Origin of the sequence: Campylobacter sp. TTU_617, assembly GCF_016599045.1 — a bacterium.
Classification (GTDB): Bacteria; Campylobacterota; Campylobacteria; order Campylobacterales; family Campylobacteraceae; genus Campylobacter_D.
Map to the genome: position 1 here is coordinate 1 of NZ_JAENKV010000009.1, position 15168 is coordinate 15168.

Here is a 15168-nt window from a genome sequence, read left to right on the forward strand (position 1 = left end):
TTTGTATTGCTTTTATGCTATTTGTATTTATTTTATATTGCTTTATAACCTATATGTTATTTGTATTATTTTATATTTTAACTTTCTATCATTTAATTTTATTCTATATTTAAACTTATGATTTAATTTATTAAGTATTTTTAAAAGAATAAACCCCAAACAACTTAAAGTCATTTAGGGTTTAGGAGATTAAACTAGTTTATTTATATTTATTCTAAATAACTATTTAGAATTATTTATATTCTTTTACCACACATAATTAAATTGAGCATATCCTGTATGAGTTTTACCATCTTTATCAAACATTCCATTATAGTTTAGACTAAAATAGAAAGCTTCATTAACAGGAATGATTAAAGAAGTAGTTACAAATTTTTGAACTCTTGGTAGATCAAATGTATCACTTACTTTAACACTACCATATCTAGCCTTAGCTTTTACACTAGGATTGATATTAAACTTAGCTCCAAGTTCTAATGAAGTTTTTAAATTAGGCAACCAATCTCTAAACCATGTAAAGCTTGTTTTAGTAGAGAAGAGATTTAAATAGTTTGCATAGGTTCTCTCTCCTCCATTAACTGTAGCTTGACCTATAGTATTTTGCATAGAGAAAGCCTCTGTATAACCTCCTTCATAGGCTAAACCAACTTCAGGTGAGAATATATCTTTATCTTTAATAAAATTCATACCTAAATTAGCATTAAGTCCATAAGCATAAGAATTAGGTTCAGCTTTAGCTTCATTATTTCCTATTTTTTTAGTTAAATCATTTTTAATTAAAGCTGTTTTACCTTGAGCTTTAATATAAACTTCTTGTCCTTTTTCTGTAGTAAATAAGGTATTAAAGTATTTTAAACCTGCATAATAAGTTCTATTATTGATATTAAAATAAGTTGAACTCATTTTTGTATCTTCATAACCTGCATATACACCATATATTCCACTATCTTTTAAAGTAGAATAACCTATAATAGTTCCTTTAGTATGTCCTTTACTTTCTTCATTTAAAGAAAGTTCAACATTCTGTGAAGAAGTATAAGGAAGTATAAATAAAGAGTGTTCTTTATTCATTCCATAAGAAGCATTTTTAAAATCACTCTTTATATAATCACTTGCATCAGAGTATAAATTACCTTTTTCTTGCATAGCCATTCTTTGAGATTTACTTGAAGAGCTTAAAGTAAAGCTTTGCATAGAATTACCCATAACATTATCAATAAAGGTTGATCTTCTTGTTGTAGTAGATACTAAAGATCTAAAGGTTGCTCCTGATATTGAGGCATTAAGGTTAAAATCTGTAGTAAGCTTTCCTGTTAATGGATCATAATTTAAAGATATTTCTCCTCCACCATTAGTTCCAATATTGCCAATATTGCCTTGATTTACTCCTGTGATAATATTATTTATATTGCCTAATTCATCAAGATTAACATTGCTTTGATCAACGGTTATGTTATCTACTTTTACATTAGAAGCTCCACTTCCACCTACAACTACAGTTTCTAATTTACCTGTGTTTTTATCAGTACTTACTACCCAATCTTTAATTCCAACGCTACCACTTCCATTATTAGTAACTGTGTTGCCGTTTTCATCTTTACCTACTGAGCCTTGGTTGGAGATAGTTAAATCTGCATTGCCATTATTAACAATACCTCCACCTATGGTTGCACCTTCACCATTTGAAATTTCAAGATTGTTATCACTATTATTAGTAATAGATCCACTTATACCTGTATCAGAAGTAGAAGTATTTGTAATAGAATCAAGCTTACCACCTTCCTCTACTACTATACTTCCTGTAATAGAACCATTACCTGTATTAGTAATACCACCTTCAATAGAACCTCCACTTTCTACTTTGATTTCACCACTAATAGAACCATTACCTTGATTTACTATACCAGAACCTCCACTTGAAGAGCTAACACTACCACCTGAAATGATAATACCTCCTGTGCTACCATCTTCACTAGAGCTACTACTACCTATAACACCTTCATTAACTATACCAGCAGTTCCACCTGTAACTGATCCTGAAATAGTGATTTGAGTATCAATCTCTTTTCCACCTCCTATATAAATACCAGAATTACCACCACTTATACTAGCGCCTTCTTTAACTTCAATACCATCAGCTTCTATAGCTTTAGAAGTTTCATTGTCTATATTAATACCATTATTTCCAGCTTTAATGCTACTACCTTTTTCTAGGATAATTCTTCCTAGTTTCATAGTACCACCGCTTCCACCAGCACTACCATGATCATAAAAGCTTATACCATTTAAATCAGCTTCTATAGTGCCTTTATTAATTATAGTATTAATATAATTTCCAGCTTCTGCTTGGATACCATGAGATTTTGATTTAATAAGACCTTCATTGGTTAAATTATCAATAGTGGAAGGGCTTCCATTAAGGGTTGCAAGAGAAATTCCTGCTGCAATAGTATTGCTACTAGTTGATTCTATAGTACCTTTATTAATAAAAGTTCCCATAGAACTTTTAACTAATTTAATTCCCATAATACCAGAAATTAAACCCTCATTAGTAAAAGTTTTTACTAAACCTTGTAAATATATACCAGTTGAAACATTTACATTTATAGAAGCATCTAAAGTTCCTGTGCTTTTTATAGTTCCAGTGTTTGTGAAATTATCTATTGTTGTTCCACTAGCTATATTTACTCCAAAAGTACTATTAGTGTTTATAATTCCACTATTGTTAAAAGTTTTAATTTCTGTATTACCAAGATAAATACTTTCGCCATTGTTCGAATGAATAGTTCCACTATTGCTAAAATTATTGATTGTAGATTTATTATCAGATTTTCCCCAAGTTGTGATTGCATATTTAGAAGAACCATTTCCTATAATGCCTTCATTAATAAAAGTTTCTATAGTAGAACCACCGCCACTACTACCTCCTATACTAACACTAGCTTTACTGCTTCCACCTATAAGTGTTCCTTGGTTTTTAAAAGTAGAAATGGAATTTCCTTGTGTAAAATTTATAGCATTAGCATTAGCACTAGAAGCAATAATACTTCCACCACTTTCATTAGTAAAAGTATTTATGTTAGCATTAGCTGCGATATTAATACCATTAGTATTACTACTTTGAATAGTTCCACTATTGGTAAAATTCTCTATACTTGTTCCACTAGCTAAACCTATTCCATAATTTCCACCACCTTGAATAGTTCCACTATTGGTAAAATTATTGATTGTTGTTCCACTAGTTAAATTAATTCCATAACCGCTGTTACTTTTAATAGTTCCACTATTGGTAAAAGTTTGAATATCAGTATTGCTAAAATAAATAGCTTCATTTATCGAATGAATAGTTCCACTATTGGTAAAATTATTGATTGTAGATTTATTATCGCTGTTTCCCCAAACTGTGATACCAAATTTAGAAACACCATTTCCTATAATGCCTTCATTAGTGAAGGTATCTATGGTAACACCATTTTGATTGTTAGTTCCTAAATTAACACTAGCTTTACTGCTTCCACCTATAAGTGTTCCTTGGTTTAAAAAGGTAGAAATAGAATTTCCTTGTGCAAAATTTATAGCACTAGAACTAGAACTAGAAGCAATAATACTTCCGCTACTTTCATTGGTAAAAGTATTTATATTGACACTATTTTCAATATCAATTGCATTATTGCTACTTTGAATAGTCCCGCTATTATTAAAATTATTAATAGTAGAATCTTTCCAAATTTTAATACCAAATTTAGAATTATTATTTCCTATAGTGCCACTATTTTCAAAGCTTTCTATGGTAGCACCACTTTGATTATTTGATTCTCCTATTTTTATGGCTGCTGCATCGCTTTTGCTTGATAAGAATCCTTCATTTTTAAAAGTAGAAGTTGAAGAGTTTCCTTGGAAATTTAAAGCTGGACCAGAGTTTACTTGTATAGTTCCACTGCTTCCTATAGTAAGAGTATTGCCAGAGTTACTTACAGTATGAGTTGAATTTTGCGATGTATTTATATTAGTGCTTGTTCCATTTTGCGAACTATAAAAACTAGGCGAATTATCGCTATCATCACTATAAGTTTCTACATTAGCTGTAGCATAAGAATAAGAACTTAAAAAAGAGATTGTAACTAAAGAAAGAACTAGTTTTTTAGATGAATGAGAATGGTTTTTTTCAATCCCCCCCCCCCGTTAATATTTCTTTTTTAAATAAACTATGGCTCATTATCAACCTCCTTATAGTTTAAATTTAATTTATTTGTTATAAAAAGAAATAAAAAAAGAATAATAAATCCAAATCATAGATTATGCGTAATGATAAAAAAAATTTTCTTAAAGTTATATTAAGCAAACTTTTAGATATTTTTAATATTAATTTTATATTTATAAAATAAAAACTAATCAATTTAATATAATAATCTTTGAAAGAATAAAAATAAAACTATTAAATAATATTAGTTTTATTTTTAAATTTAAAATATATTGGAGCTTTATTTATATAAAAAATATTTTTTTTGGTTTTTAGATTGTTTTTTAAATAATTTAAATTATATAAGGTTTATATTGGATAATAAAATAATAAATAACAAAAAGATAAAAATATATATAAAATTTTAAAATATCATAAAATTAAAGTTACAAATATTTAATCAATTTGAAAATCTATCTTAATAATTGTAAAAATTAACATAGGTTTATAATTTACATTTGGTTTTTTGTTACAATCAAATCAAAAAGGAAGTTTTTATGAAAGTTACAAAATGGAGCAGGGCGGATTTTAGCCCAAAGGAAGTTAAAATCAATATTTTAATCGACAATGAAAGTGGTAAGGAAATTCAAATTTTAATGGCTAAAGATAGCATCATGAAAGAACATAAGGCTCCATTTGCTATACATGTTCAGGTTTTAAGCGGTAAAATTTGGTTTGAAGTAGAAAATAAGAAATTAGAACTAAATGCTTTAGATATGATAAGCTTAGCAGCAAATGTGTCTCATTCTTTAGGTGGAATACAAGATTCTATTATAAGGCTTAGTTTAAGTAAATTTGATAGCATTCAAAGGGTTAGTGCTGTGCTTAAGAAGCCTTAATGCAATTTATGACTTGTTTAAATGATTGATCACAGGATCTGTTTTGTGAATGGCTAAAATATTGATCCCAGATTGGAAAATTTCATATTCTAAATTTTTTAATATATCAATGATATCTTGAGAATTTGATTTAATAATTTCAATCTGTAATATAGGTTTAAAAGTTTTAAGATGGTTTAGACAACCAAGTAAAACTTCTTGTTCCATACCTTCTACGTCTATCTTAATAAAATCAAGTCTTTTAAAAGCAAAGCTATCAAGTTTTAGATAAGGAACTTTTTCTTTTTTTTGAGGCATTTGTCCTATGAATTCGTTATTTGATTTTAGCTCCAAACTACCAAAAGAGGCTTTTTGGGTATAATCTGGAACTAAAATTTCAAGCTCTTTTTGGTTTTTATGGGGATTGCCAATAGCCGCGTGTATTGCTTTTGCGTTATAGCAATTATTAATTGCTATATTTCCTGCTAAAGCATAAAAAAGTCTTTCTTGTACTTTAAAAGCTAATACCCCCCCCCAATCTTGCATTTCTATAGCCCATTTGATAGTATGAGCACCGATATTTGCACCGCAGTCTATCGCAAAAACATTATCTTTATAATATTTTCTACGCAATTTTAAAAGAGTAAGGCAAAGATCAATTTCTTCTGGATCAAAACTGCCATAATTTAAAAATTGAAAACCAACTCCATAACTTCCCTTTGGTGTATCGTGTCTATCTAGATGATTGATGATCATTGTTCCATTGTTTGTGGCAGCTAATATAAAGGGTAAAGGTCTTTTCATAATATTACTTATAATTTGTGATAAAATGACTTATTTTTTCTAAGCCTTTTGTAATGAGTTCATTGCTAGTGGCATATGAAAGTCTAAAATATCCATTCATGCCAAATCCTATGCCTGGAACAACAGCAACTTTTTCTTGCTCTAATAGTTTTTGACAAAATTTCATAGAATCTTTTTCGATTTTTTGTATATTTACAAAAAGATAAAAAGCACCCTCTGGTTTATATACACTAATTTTTGGAGTATTGTTTAGTATACTTAGAGCTAGATTGCGACGTTTTTCAAAAATTTGACGCATTGATTCTATATCTTTATCGCAATCTCCATTTAAGGCCGGGATAGCTGCATATTGAGAGATGGAACAAATGTTTGAGGTGCTTTGTCCTTGAAGTCTTTTAACAGCTGAAATTAAGTCTTTATTTTTACTGGCCATATAACCAAAACGCCATCCTGGCATAGCTCCGCATTTGCTAAGTCCATTTATAGTTACAGTGCGTTTTAACGCATCTTCGCTTATACTTGCAAAAGCTGTAAAATCAAAATTATCATAACGAAGTTTTTCATAAATTTCATCGCTTAATACTACGATATTTGTGCCTTCTAAAACTTTGGCAATTTGGGTTAGTTCTTCTTTGGAGTAAATTGAGCCTACGGGATTTGATGGAGAGTTTAACATCAATACTTTAGTTTTATCACTAATGCTATTTTTAAGTTGTTGCGCTGTGATTTTAAAGCCATTTGATTCTAAAGCTTTTATAAATACAGGCTTGCCTCCGGCAAATTTTACCATTTCAGGATAGCTTACCCAATAAGGAGTAGGGATAATAACTTCATCACCTTCTTCAACAAGACATTCTATACATTCAAATAAAGAATGTTTTGCACCAACGTTTGTGATAATTTCATTTATTTCATAATCAAGATTGTTATCTCTTTTGAGTTTGGTTTGTATAGCTTTTAAAACTTCATTTAAACCTACAACAGCAGTATATTTTCCGCAACCTTTTTCAATAGCGGCTATAGCAGCATCTTTTATGGCTTTTGGTGTGTCAAAATCAGGTTCTCCGGTTGAAAGACTTATGATATCTTCGCCTTTGGCTTTAAGCTCATTTGCAAGTGTGGCAATAGCTAAAGTGATAGATTCTTCTAAAACTTTAGATCTTTTTGTAAGCATTTTTATCCTTTAATTTTTTTATTTTATTCTATCAAAAAAATATATTTGAGCATTGAAAAAATATAAAAAACTCTAATTAAAATCAAAAATGTGGTAAATTGGTAATATTTGTTAAATAAGTAAGATATAACTTAAGATTTTTACTGAGAATTTAATATAAGTAGTATTTTACTGCTTATATTAACTTTCTTTTCCATCTATGCTTTTTAAATAACCATTGTCATTTAAGAAAAGGTATAATTCTCCTAAGATATGTTTTTTTTGTTTTTCATCTACTAGTTTTGAATTAGTGATTCTTTCATTTAATATATCCATAATAGCGTGTATATCATAGTCTAGATCTTCTAAAGTATCAAGAATAGATTGTGCTTCTATAATGCTTTCTATTTCATAGGATTTTTGATTTATGCTAATTGTTGCTTCGGTTGGATGGGTAAAAAGATTGTGCTTCATTCCTAAAACTTCTTGATAAGCACCTACTAAGAAAAATCCTAAGAAATAATTTTCTTTTTCCAAATCTACATCGTGTAAGAATAAAGGTTTGTCTTTAGAATATGCGATTTCTCCATCACTATCACAAGTTATATCCCAAATGCTTGCACTTCTTGTAGGTTTTTTGTCTAATCTATCAAGAGGCATTATAGGGAAATTTTGATTTAGGCCCCAAAAATCAGGCATACTTTGAAAAAGTGAAAAATTGATTAGATATCTTTCTTGCACTTCATCTTGTATAGCGAGTAAATCTGTGGTATTTTGTTTATCTCCTACTAATAGTATGGCTTTTTTTGTGATTAGATGAGTTAGAATTTCGGCATTGGATCTATCTTGTAAATCTACATAACCTAAATCAAAAAGGGTTAAAATGCTTTCTAGATGATCTATACTATCATGTAAATATTCTAAGGCATTGGAAGGTTTTATGCTTTTGTAAAGATCATAAAGCTCGTCGATAAGCTTGGGATTTGTTTTTTTAAGCAAAAGTTTGCTTTCTGTGTATTCTTGTGAGAAAAGCTCTAATACAGGGGCAATTAATACAGCGTGATTTGCAGCTACAAAACGACCGCTTTCTATAAAAATATCAGGTTCAAGATCTTTTTTTTGTTCGGCAATATTTTTTAAGATAAAAACAACGTCGTTGGCGTATTCTCTTAGAGTATAATTTCTGCTTTTATCATTTTTAAATTGAGAGTATTCTACGGCTAAGCCTCCGCCAAGATTAATGGCTTTTAAATTTTTTGCTCCCATTTTTCTAAGTTCGGTATAAATATTTCCCACTTCATTAAGAGCCTTTTTTAAAGGGTGAATTTCTGTAATTTGCGATCCTAGATGAAAATGAATCATAGTAAATTGATCTAAAAGTTTGTTTTCTTTTAATAAATTGATAGCTTCTATAAGTTCAGTTGAAGTAAGACCAAATTTTGAATTAATTCCTCCGCTTTTTGCCCAAATTCCAACCCCTGCTGAATGAAGACGCACTCTTAAGCCTATATTTGGTTTTGGTTTAAAACGCTCTTTTGCTATATCAATGATGGCTTTTAGTTCATTTAGTCCTTCTATGGTTAAAGTGATATTATGTCCCATTTCAGCAGCTATGAAACCTATATTGATAAGTTCTCTATCTTTAAAGCCATTTACTGTAATAGGTGCTTTTTCATTATTGTAAGCCATAGCAAGTAAAAGTTCAGCCTTGCTACCTGCTTCTAATCCATAATTATAATTTTTTCCAAGTCTGACAAGATTTTTAACAAAACCTGGGTATTGATTTACTTTTAGGGGATAAACAGCGTTAAAATTTCCTTTATAAGAGAATTCTTTTCTAGCTTTATCAAAACTTCCATAAATATTTTCAATTTGTTTTTGTATAAGGTGTGGAAAACGTAAAAGCAAAGGACCTTTATAGCCATCATCACGTAGAGATTTAACTATATCGATAATGGCTGGATTTTCTCCATGATTGATACATACTTTACCATTTTTAATGATAAAATTATTATCCCCCCAAATATCAATGCCGTAATTTGTCATAATACATTCTCCAAATTTTTAATTAAAATTTGCTCTTCTTTTTTTGTATTTAAATTTTTATAGAATAAACTTTCATTTTTTGCTTCATTTTCCCCCATGCAAAGAAAGATTAAATTTTGATTTTTATCAGCTAATTCTAAATGTTTAGCAAGTTTTTTGGCTTCATAACTTAGAATGACTTTATATTTTTTTCTAAGTTGTGTTGCGAGTTTTAAAAGTTTTGTTATGTATTTTTCATCCATAGAGCAAAGATAAATTCCTTCTCTTTGTAATTTTTCTTCTTTTTGTTCTAAGATAGCGATAATTCTTTCTATACCCATAGCAAAGCCAACGCCAAAACCGCTTTTTCCATCAAGGTATTCAATAAGTTTATCATAACGACCCCCACCTGCAATAGCAGCTTTTGCGCCAATTTCATCGCTAATAAATTCAAAAGCTGTTTTAGAGTAATAATCAAGCCCTCTTACTAATTTAGGATCTATTTCAAAATTTACATTATTTTCTTTTAAAATTTTTTGCAAAATTTCAAAATCTTTTTGACAAGAAGAGCATAAATTTTCACTTAAAAGTGGGGCATTTGTGAGTAAATTTTGGCAGTGTTCATTTTTGCAATCTAAAACACGGATAGGGTTTAAACTTTTTCTACGCAAACAATCTTCGCAAAAACCTTCTTTAGAATCTAAAAATCGCACTAAATTTGTGCGGTATTTTGGCATACACTCTAAACAACCTAAGGAATTAATAAGTAATTTAAATTTGATATTTAAACGTGAAAAAATTTCTACTAACATTAAAATGATACTTGCATCTTCATAAACACTTGCATTTCCAAAGCTTTCAACTCCAAATTGATGAAATTCTCTTAAGCGTCCTTTTTGTGGTCTTTCGTAGCGAAACATAGAACCATGATAAAACCAACGTTTTATGGCATTATTTTTATCCATTTTTTTTTCTATATAAGCACGCACCACTCCAGCAGTTCCTTCAGGACGCATACAAACGTGATTTTGGCCTTTATCGATAAATTCATACATTTCTTTACCTACTATATCAGAGCTTTCTCCTACGCTTCTTTTAAAAAGAGTGCAAAGTTCTAAATGTGGAATGTTGATAAAGCTAAAACCATAGTTTTTTGCAACTTCTTCGCAAGTTTTAATCACTTTTTCATAGTAATAAGCATCTTTATCTAATAAATCTTTCATTCCTTTTAAAGCATTTATCATTTTAAAAATTCCTTTATTTGTTGATGTAGATTTTCTTTTGAATTATCAGCATTTAATTTTAAGAGTTTAAAATCGATTTTTTCTTTTAAAAAATTTAGAGTTTCTTCAAGCTCGTTTTGGACATTTAGAAAATAATCAATACCGCGTTTTTCTATGCTATCTAACTTTTTTTTGCTTAAGCGTTCTTTTATAAGTTCTTTGTGAGCTTTTAAAAAAATTATTTTTTGCGGGAAGTGGTAATTTAAGGCAAAAGCGTTAAATTCAAAAAGTAAATTTTTGTCAAAAGCTTTATTAGTATAAGCTATACCTGAGATAAAACTACGATCAGAAATGATTAATTTGTCTTGATTTTTTTTTAAGACTTCATCGTAATGCTGGGCACGATCTGCTAAAAAAAGCAAAAGCTCAGCTTTTTTATCGATTTTATGAGATTTGTTTAGTAAAAGTTCTCTTAAATGTTTGCCAAGTTCTGTTCCACCTGGTTCAGCTGTAAAAATAGCGTTTTTAAAACATTTTTTTAAAAGTTCAATTTGAGTGCTCTTTCCTACGCAATCAATGCCTTCAAATACTACATACAAGTTTCATCCTTTAAAAAAGGTAAAATTTCTTTAGGTACTAAAGTGCTTACATCGCCATTATGTGTAATAATCGATCTTACTATAGAGCTTGAAATAAAAGCATTTTTTAAATTTGGCATTAAATAGACGGTTTCTAAATCTTTGCATAAAGAATTATTTGCATAACCCATTTGAAGTTCATATTCAAAATCGCTTACAGCCCTTAAGCCTCTAATTATGATATTTACATCAAGTTTTTTTGCTAAATCTACAAGTAGGGTATCAAAACTAACAATTTCTATATTTTTTAAATTTTTTGTAGCAATATAGGCTAAATTTTGTCTTTGTTCTAATGTAAAATGAGGCTTTTTATGTTCGCTTTTTGCAATGGCAACTATAACTTTATCAAAAATTTTAAGTGCTCTTTTAATCACATCTAAATGCCCATTGGTAATAGGATCAAAAGTTCCTGGATATAAACAAGTCATTTTATTTTTATCCTTTTATTTTAAATTTTTTCCCATCTTTTGTATAAATTATGCTCAATATCTAAAAGATCAAGCCATTTTCCTATGATAAAATTATCAAGATCTTCTAGACTTTTTATTTTGGAATATGTGGCATAAATTGGTGGAGCTATTATAACTCCAAGCATACTTAGTTTTGCCATATGTTCTAAATTTAAAGTTGAAAAAGGCATTTCTCTTACAGCTAAAATTAATTTTTTTCTTTCTTTTAGGGCAACTGCACAAGCTCTTGTAAGCAAAGTATCTGCAAACCCTGAATGAATTTTAGCTAAGGTTGAGATAGAGCAGGGCGCAATGATGGTTTGATTTATTTTAAAAGATCCACTTGAAACAGCCGCGCTTAAATCATCATTTTCAAAAAAAATTGTTTTTTTAAATTCTTCTTTACATAAAAGCTTTAAGTCTTTATGATTTTCATTATAAAAGCTTAATTTTGCTCCATTGCTTATAATGCAAAAAGTTTCAATTTTTTCTTTTTCTAGGTGCTTGAGTAATTTTAATCCTAAATTAACACTACTAGAACCTGAAATTCCTAGTAAAATTTTCATTGTAAAAGTATCCTATTTTTTCCACTTACTATACCTTGCATTACCTTACCCTCTTTGTTTTTAGCTTTTATTCTTTCGCCTAAATTAGCATTTTCTAAAGCGGTTAGTTCTATTTGTACATCTATGTTAGAATCTCTTAATATACCTATAATAGGATCATTTCTTTTGATTAAAGCATTAATTTTAAACATATTTCTTTTTAAAATTGTATTTTTGTTTATATTAACTTTGGCTACTAAATTTTTTGCTTCTTCTGCACTTAAAGCATTTAATGGGATTTTATCAAAATCCATTAAAGCTTTATCAAAATCTAAAGGACTTAATTTTTCTCCTTTAAGTATAGATTTTTTTGATTTTAAAATTTCAATATCCGCATCAATAAAATAACGAAAAAAAATATTTTTTTGAATATTTTGTGGTGTTTTAAATTCTGCTCTTAAAAAGCCTTGAGCTTTATTAAATTTTGCATTGGCTAATCTTAAAAATTCGTATTGATCAAAATCTTTAGGCAATGAAGTGTTCATAATATCAATTTTAGTAATAATAATATTACTAAAATTATTTTGCAATTCTTTACTTAAGGCTAATTTAACTTTTTCTATATTATTTGCAAAACATAAGTTAAAAATACAAATAAAAAAAAGTATTTTTTTCATTTTAAAACTTGTATCATTTTTTAAAATGCTGGAATAATGGAACCATTATATTTTTCTAAAATAAAATTTCTCACTTTTTCAGTTTGAAGCGCTTTAATTAAAGCTTTAATTTTAGGATTATTTTCATTCCCTTCTTTAACAACTATAATATTTACATAAGGATTATCTTTATCTTCAATTAAAACAGAATCTTTTAAAGGATTAAGTCCAGCTGATAGCGCATAGTTTGAATTAATGATAGCAAAATCAACATCATTTAAAGCTCTTGGGAGTTGTGCTGCTTTTAATTCTATAAATTTTATTTTTTTAGGATTATCTATAATATCAAGTGGAGTTTTTAGGGCAGAATTTTTAAAAGAGATCAATCCGCTTTTACCTATAAGATCTAAAGCTCTACTTTCATTAGTAGGATCATTTGGGATAGCAATTTTTGCTCCTTCTTTGATATCATTTAAATTTTTATATGTTTTAGAATATATCGCCATAGGTTCTATATGAATAGCGGCTACTTTAACTAGTCTTGTTTTTTTGATATTGTTAAATTCTTTTAAATAAGGTTCGTGTTGAAAAAAATTTGCATCTACTTCATTAGCATTAACGGCTAAATTAGGCAAAACATAATCAGTAAATTCTTTGATTTCAAGTTTATAGCCTTGTTTTTCTAAATCTGGTTTAACTTGTTCTAAAATTTGTGCATGTGGAACAGGCGAAGCTGCAATACTTATGGTCTCAGTTGCGTTAAGATTAAGATAGGTTAAAAAAAATAATAATACCAAAGCTTTTAGTTTCATTTTTTTCCTTAGTTTTAAATTTTAAAATTATAAAAAAGTTAAGTAAATAGGTATTATTTTTTGCTTAGTTTGTATAATAAATTTCCTATTATTTGAACTACTTGAACCAAAATAAGCAAAATAATAATTGTTTGAAGCATTATCTCTGTATTAAAGCGTTCATAGCCGTAGCGAATAGCAATATCTCCTAATCCACCTCCGCCAATAGTTCCAGCAAGTGCTGAGAATCCTATGGTAAAAATTAAAGTTAAAACTATACTATTAATAACATTTGGTAAGCTTTCTACAAAAATAATTTTAAAAATTATTTGTAAATTATTGGCCCCATAAGACTTAGCTGCTTCTATGGTCGATTTATCAACTTCTTTAAAAGCACTTTCAAGCATTTTGGCTAAATAGGGTGCTATACCTATAGATAAAGGTATAATTGTTGCGCTTGTTCCTATACTTGTTCCTATTATAATTTTTGATAAAGGTAAAAGTATGATAATAAGTATAAGAAAAGGAAAGGCGCGCAAAGTGTTAATAAAAAAATCTAAAATTCTATAAAAAATAATATTTTCTTTTAAGCCATTTTTATCATATATAGTGAGTAAAATAGCAGGAATTATAGCTAAACAAAACCCTAAAAAAGTCGCTACAAAACTCATATAAAGAGTTTCATTTAAAGCTGTTTTTAAAATGTTTTCAAAATTTGTTGGAAAAGTTTGGAAAGTATTAATTAAAGTTGTATTAATACTTTGAAGGGAAAAGTCATCATAAAACTGTTTTATTCTGTCTAAAAAATTTTCATTCAAGATACTATCTCCCATAAAACTTTATTTTTTTCAATATAATTTAATACCTTTTCTTTATCCTGTTGATCAATGTTAATGACTAAATTACCTAAAGCATTTCCATTTAGTTTTTCTATTTTGCCCCAAACTATATTAAAGTCAATATTAAGCGTTCTAGCCATATGTGTGATTATGCTTTTTTGAGCAATTTCTTTTGGAAAATAGAGTTTGATATTTAAGCCTTTATCCGGTAAAAAATCATTTTCACCTAAAAATTCTTTCATTTTGTGATTAGGCTTTAAAAAAAGTTCATCAATCAAACCTTCTCCTATAACTTTACCTTTTTCAAGCAAAATAGCTTTTTGTGCCACTTCTTTTACAACGTCCATTTCGTGAGTTACTAAAACTATGCTTATGTGAAGCTCTTTATTGATTTTTTGTAAAAGTTCTAAAATATTTTTAGTGGTATTTGGATCTAGTGCTGAAGTTGCTTCATCACTTAAAAGAATTTTAGGATCAAGTGTTAAGGCTCTAGCTATAGCTACTCTTTGTTTTTGTCCCCCGCTTAATTCTTTTGGATAGGCTTTACTTTTTTCTAAAAGTCCTACTATATCTAAAAGCTCATTGACTTTAGATTTAAGTTCATTTTCGCTCATAAAATCTTTTTTAAAAAGTTTTGAATAAAGCTTATTTTGACTATAATGCATTCTTAAGGGTATTGCAACATTTTCAAAAACATTTTTTCTATTGATTAGAGCAAAATTTTGAAAAATCATTCCTATATTTTTTCTTAAAAATCTAAGTTTTTTTGGATAATTTTGTTTTAAATTTGAAATTTCTTCTCCTAAAACTTCTAATTTTCCTTCTTGATAATCTTCTAATCCATTTATACATCTTAAAAGAGTTGATTTTCCAGCACCGCTATGACCTACAATGGCATAAATTTCTCCTTTTTTTATCTCTAGGGAAATATCATTAAGAACTAAATTTTGCTGATAATATTTTTTTAAATTTGTAATTTTTATCAAA

General features: G+C 28.4%; 14 protein-coding genes and 1 pseudogene. 3 read left to right on the forward strand and 12 right to left on the reverse strand.

All coding sequences use genetic code 11. The features are described 5' to 3' along the window. Nucleotides 1–246: 246 nt before the first annotated feature. Nucleotides 247–2847 carry an autotransporter outer membrane beta-barrel domain-containing protein gene (locus GQV94_RS05140; protein ID WP_200170022.1) on the reverse strand — a complete coding sequence of 867 codons (2601 nt, stop codon included), beginning with the start codon at nucleotides 2845–2847 and terminating at the stop codon, nucleotides 247–249. Nucleotides 2848–2875: 28 nt separating this feature from the next. Between GQV94_RS05140 and GQV94_RS05145 the strand changes: the two genes are divergently transcribed. The 3 genes from GQV94_RS05145 (at nucleotide 2876) to GQV94_RS05155 (ending at nucleotide 5079) form a co-directional block, all read left to right on the forward strand. Beyond that, entirely contained in the window at nucleotides 2876–3124 is a 249-nt protein-coding gene (locus GQV94_RS05145; protein WP_200169974.1) for a hypothetical protein, read from the forward strand. Between the two features lie 702 nt (nucleotides 3125–3826). Next, nucleotides 3827–3982, forward strand: a complete 156-nt coding sequence (locus tag GQV94_RS05150; RefSeq protein ID WP_200169975.1) for a hypothetical protein — start codon at nucleotides 3827–3829, stop codon at nucleotides 3980–3982. A gap of 755 nt (nucleotides 3983–4737) precedes the next feature. Further along, nucleotides 4738–5079, forward strand: coding sequence for a cupin domain-containing protein (locus GQV94_RS05155; RefSeq protein ID WP_200169976.1), 342 nt, complete (start codon nucleotides 4738–4740; stop codon nucleotides 5077–5079). Between the two features lie 6 nt (nucleotides 5080–5085). On the opposite strand, the gene GQV94_RS05160 is transcribed toward GQV94_RS05155, so the two are convergent. The 11 genes and pseudogenes from GQV94_RS05160 to GQV94_RS05210 form a co-directional block, all read right to left on the reverse strand. Continuing rightward, nucleotides 5086–5862: an FkbM family methyltransferase gene (locus GQV94_RS05160; protein WP_200169977.1), complete on the reverse strand. Its 777-nt coding sequence runs from the start codon at nucleotides 5860–5862 to the stop codon at nucleotides 5086–5088. A gap of 4 nt (nucleotides 5863–5866) precedes the next feature. Further along, the gene (locus tag GQV94_RS05165) at nucleotides 5867–7036 is read right to left on the reverse strand and encodes a pyridoxal phosphate-dependent aminotransferase (protein WP_200169978.1); all 1170 of its coding nucleotides are present in this window, start codon (nucleotides 7034–7036) and stop codon (nucleotides 5867–5869) included. Nucleotides 7037–7216: 180 nt separating this feature from the next. Continuing rightward, nucleotides 7217–9061, reverse strand: coding sequence for a biosynthetic arginine decarboxylase (gene speA / locus GQV94_RS05170; RefSeq protein ID WP_200169979.1), 1845 nt, complete (start codon nucleotides 9059–9061; stop codon nucleotides 7217–7219). Further along, the gene (gene hisS / locus GQV94_RS05175) at nucleotides 9058–10284 is read right to left on the reverse strand and encodes a histidine--tRNA ligase (protein WP_200169980.1); all 1227 of its coding nucleotides are present in this window, start codon (nucleotides 10282–10284) and stop codon (nucleotides 9058–9060) included. The genes speA and hisS overlap by 4 nt, the downstream gene beginning before the upstream one ends. Continuing rightward, nucleotides 10281–10862, reverse strand: a complete 582-nt coding sequence (gene tmk, locus GQV94_RS05180; RefSeq protein WP_200169981.1) for a dTMP kinase — start codon at nucleotides 10860–10862, stop codon at nucleotides 10281–10283. Before tmk ends, hisS begins: the two co-directional genes overlap by 4 nt. Further along, nucleotides 10853–11329, reverse strand: a complete 477-nt coding sequence (gene coaD / locus GQV94_RS05185) for a pantetheine-phosphate adenylyltransferase (RefSeq protein WP_200169982.1) — start codon at nucleotides 11327–11329, stop codon at nucleotides 10853–10855. Before coaD ends, tmk begins: the two co-directional genes overlap by 10 nt. A gap of 20 nt (nucleotides 11330–11349) precedes the next feature. Then, the gene (locus tag GQV94_RS05190) at nucleotides 11350–11916 is read right to left on the reverse strand and encodes a UbiX family flavin prenyltransferase (RefSeq protein WP_200169983.1); all 567 of its coding nucleotides are present in this window, start codon (nucleotides 11914–11916) and stop codon (nucleotides 11350–11352) included. Further along, complete coding sequence (gene flgA, locus GQV94_RS05195; RefSeq protein ID WP_200169984.1) at nucleotides 11913–12572, reverse strand: flagellar basal body P-ring formation chaperone FlgA; 660 nt, start codon at nucleotides 12570–12572, stop codon at nucleotides 11913–11915. The genes GQV94_RS05190 and flgA overlap by 4 nt, the downstream gene beginning before the upstream one ends. A 20-nt stretch (nucleotides 12573–12592) precedes the next feature. Continuing rightward, nucleotides 12593–13363 carry a MetQ/NlpA family ABC transporter substrate-binding protein gene (locus GQV94_RS05200; RefSeq protein ID WP_200169985.1) on the reverse strand — a complete coding sequence of 257 codons (771 nt, stop codon included), beginning with the start codon at nucleotides 13361–13363 and terminating at the stop codon, nucleotides 12593–12595. A 59-nt stretch (nucleotides 13364–13422) separates the two neighbouring features. Further along, nucleotides 13423–14175 (reverse strand): annotated as a pseudogene (locus tag GQV94_RS05205) (ABC transporter permease subunit); the annotation flags it as partial. Next, nucleotides 14157–15167 carry a methionine ABC transporter ATP-binding protein gene (locus GQV94_RS05210; RefSeq protein WP_200169986.1) on the reverse strand — a complete coding sequence of 337 codons (1011 nt, stop codon included), beginning with the start codon at nucleotides 15165–15167 and terminating at the stop codon, nucleotides 14157–14159. The pseudogene GQV94_RS05205 and the gene GQV94_RS05210, both read right to left, overlap by 19 nt. Nucleotide 15168 lies beyond the last annotated feature (1 nt).

Excerpts from the sequence above, each read along its gene's own strand:
- GQV94_RS05150 (WP_200169975.1), top strand. The coding sequence starts at position 3,827 with ATGGCTGCTGCATCGCTTTTGCTTGATAAGAATCCTTCATTTTTAAAA.
- GQV94_RS05200 (WP_200169985.1), bottom strand. The coding sequence starts at position 13,363 with ATGAAACTAAAAGCTTTGGTATTATTATTTTTTTTAACCTATCTTAAT.
- GQV94_RS05190 (WP_200169983.1), bottom strand. The coding sequence starts at position 11,916 with ATGAAAATTTTACTAGGAATTTCAGGTTCTAGTAGTGTTAATTTAGGA.
- coaD (WP_200169982.1), bottom strand. The coding sequence starts at position 11,329 with ATGACTTGTTTATATCCAGGAACTTTTGATCCTATTACCAATGGGCAT.
- GQV94_RS05145 (WP_200169974.1), top strand. The coding sequence starts at position 2,876 with ATGCCTTCATTAATAAAAGTTTCTATAGTAGAACCACCGCCACTACTA.
- hisS (WP_200169980.1), bottom strand. The coding sequence starts at position 10,284 with ATGATAAATGCTTTAAAAGGAATGAAAGATTTATTAGATAAAGATGCT.
- GQV94_RS05160 (WP_200169977.1), bottom strand. The coding sequence starts at position 5,862 with ATGAAAAGACCTTTACCCTTTATATTAGCTGCCACAAACAATGGAACA.
- GQV94_RS05165 (WP_200169978.1), bottom strand. The coding sequence starts at position 7,036 with ATGCTTACAAAAAGATCTAAAGTTTTAGAAGAATCTATCACTTTAGCT.
- speA (WP_200169979.1), bottom strand. The coding sequence starts at position 9,061 with ATGACAAATTACGGCATTGATATTTGGGGGGATAATAATTTTATCATT.
- flgA (WP_200169984.1), bottom strand. The coding sequence starts at position 12,572 with ATGAAAAAAATACTTTTTTTTATTTGTATTTTTAACTTATGTTTTGCA.
- GQV94_RS05155 (WP_200169976.1), top strand. The coding sequence starts at position 4,738 with ATGAAAGTTACAAAATGGAGCAGGGCGGATTTTAGCCCAAAGGAAGTT.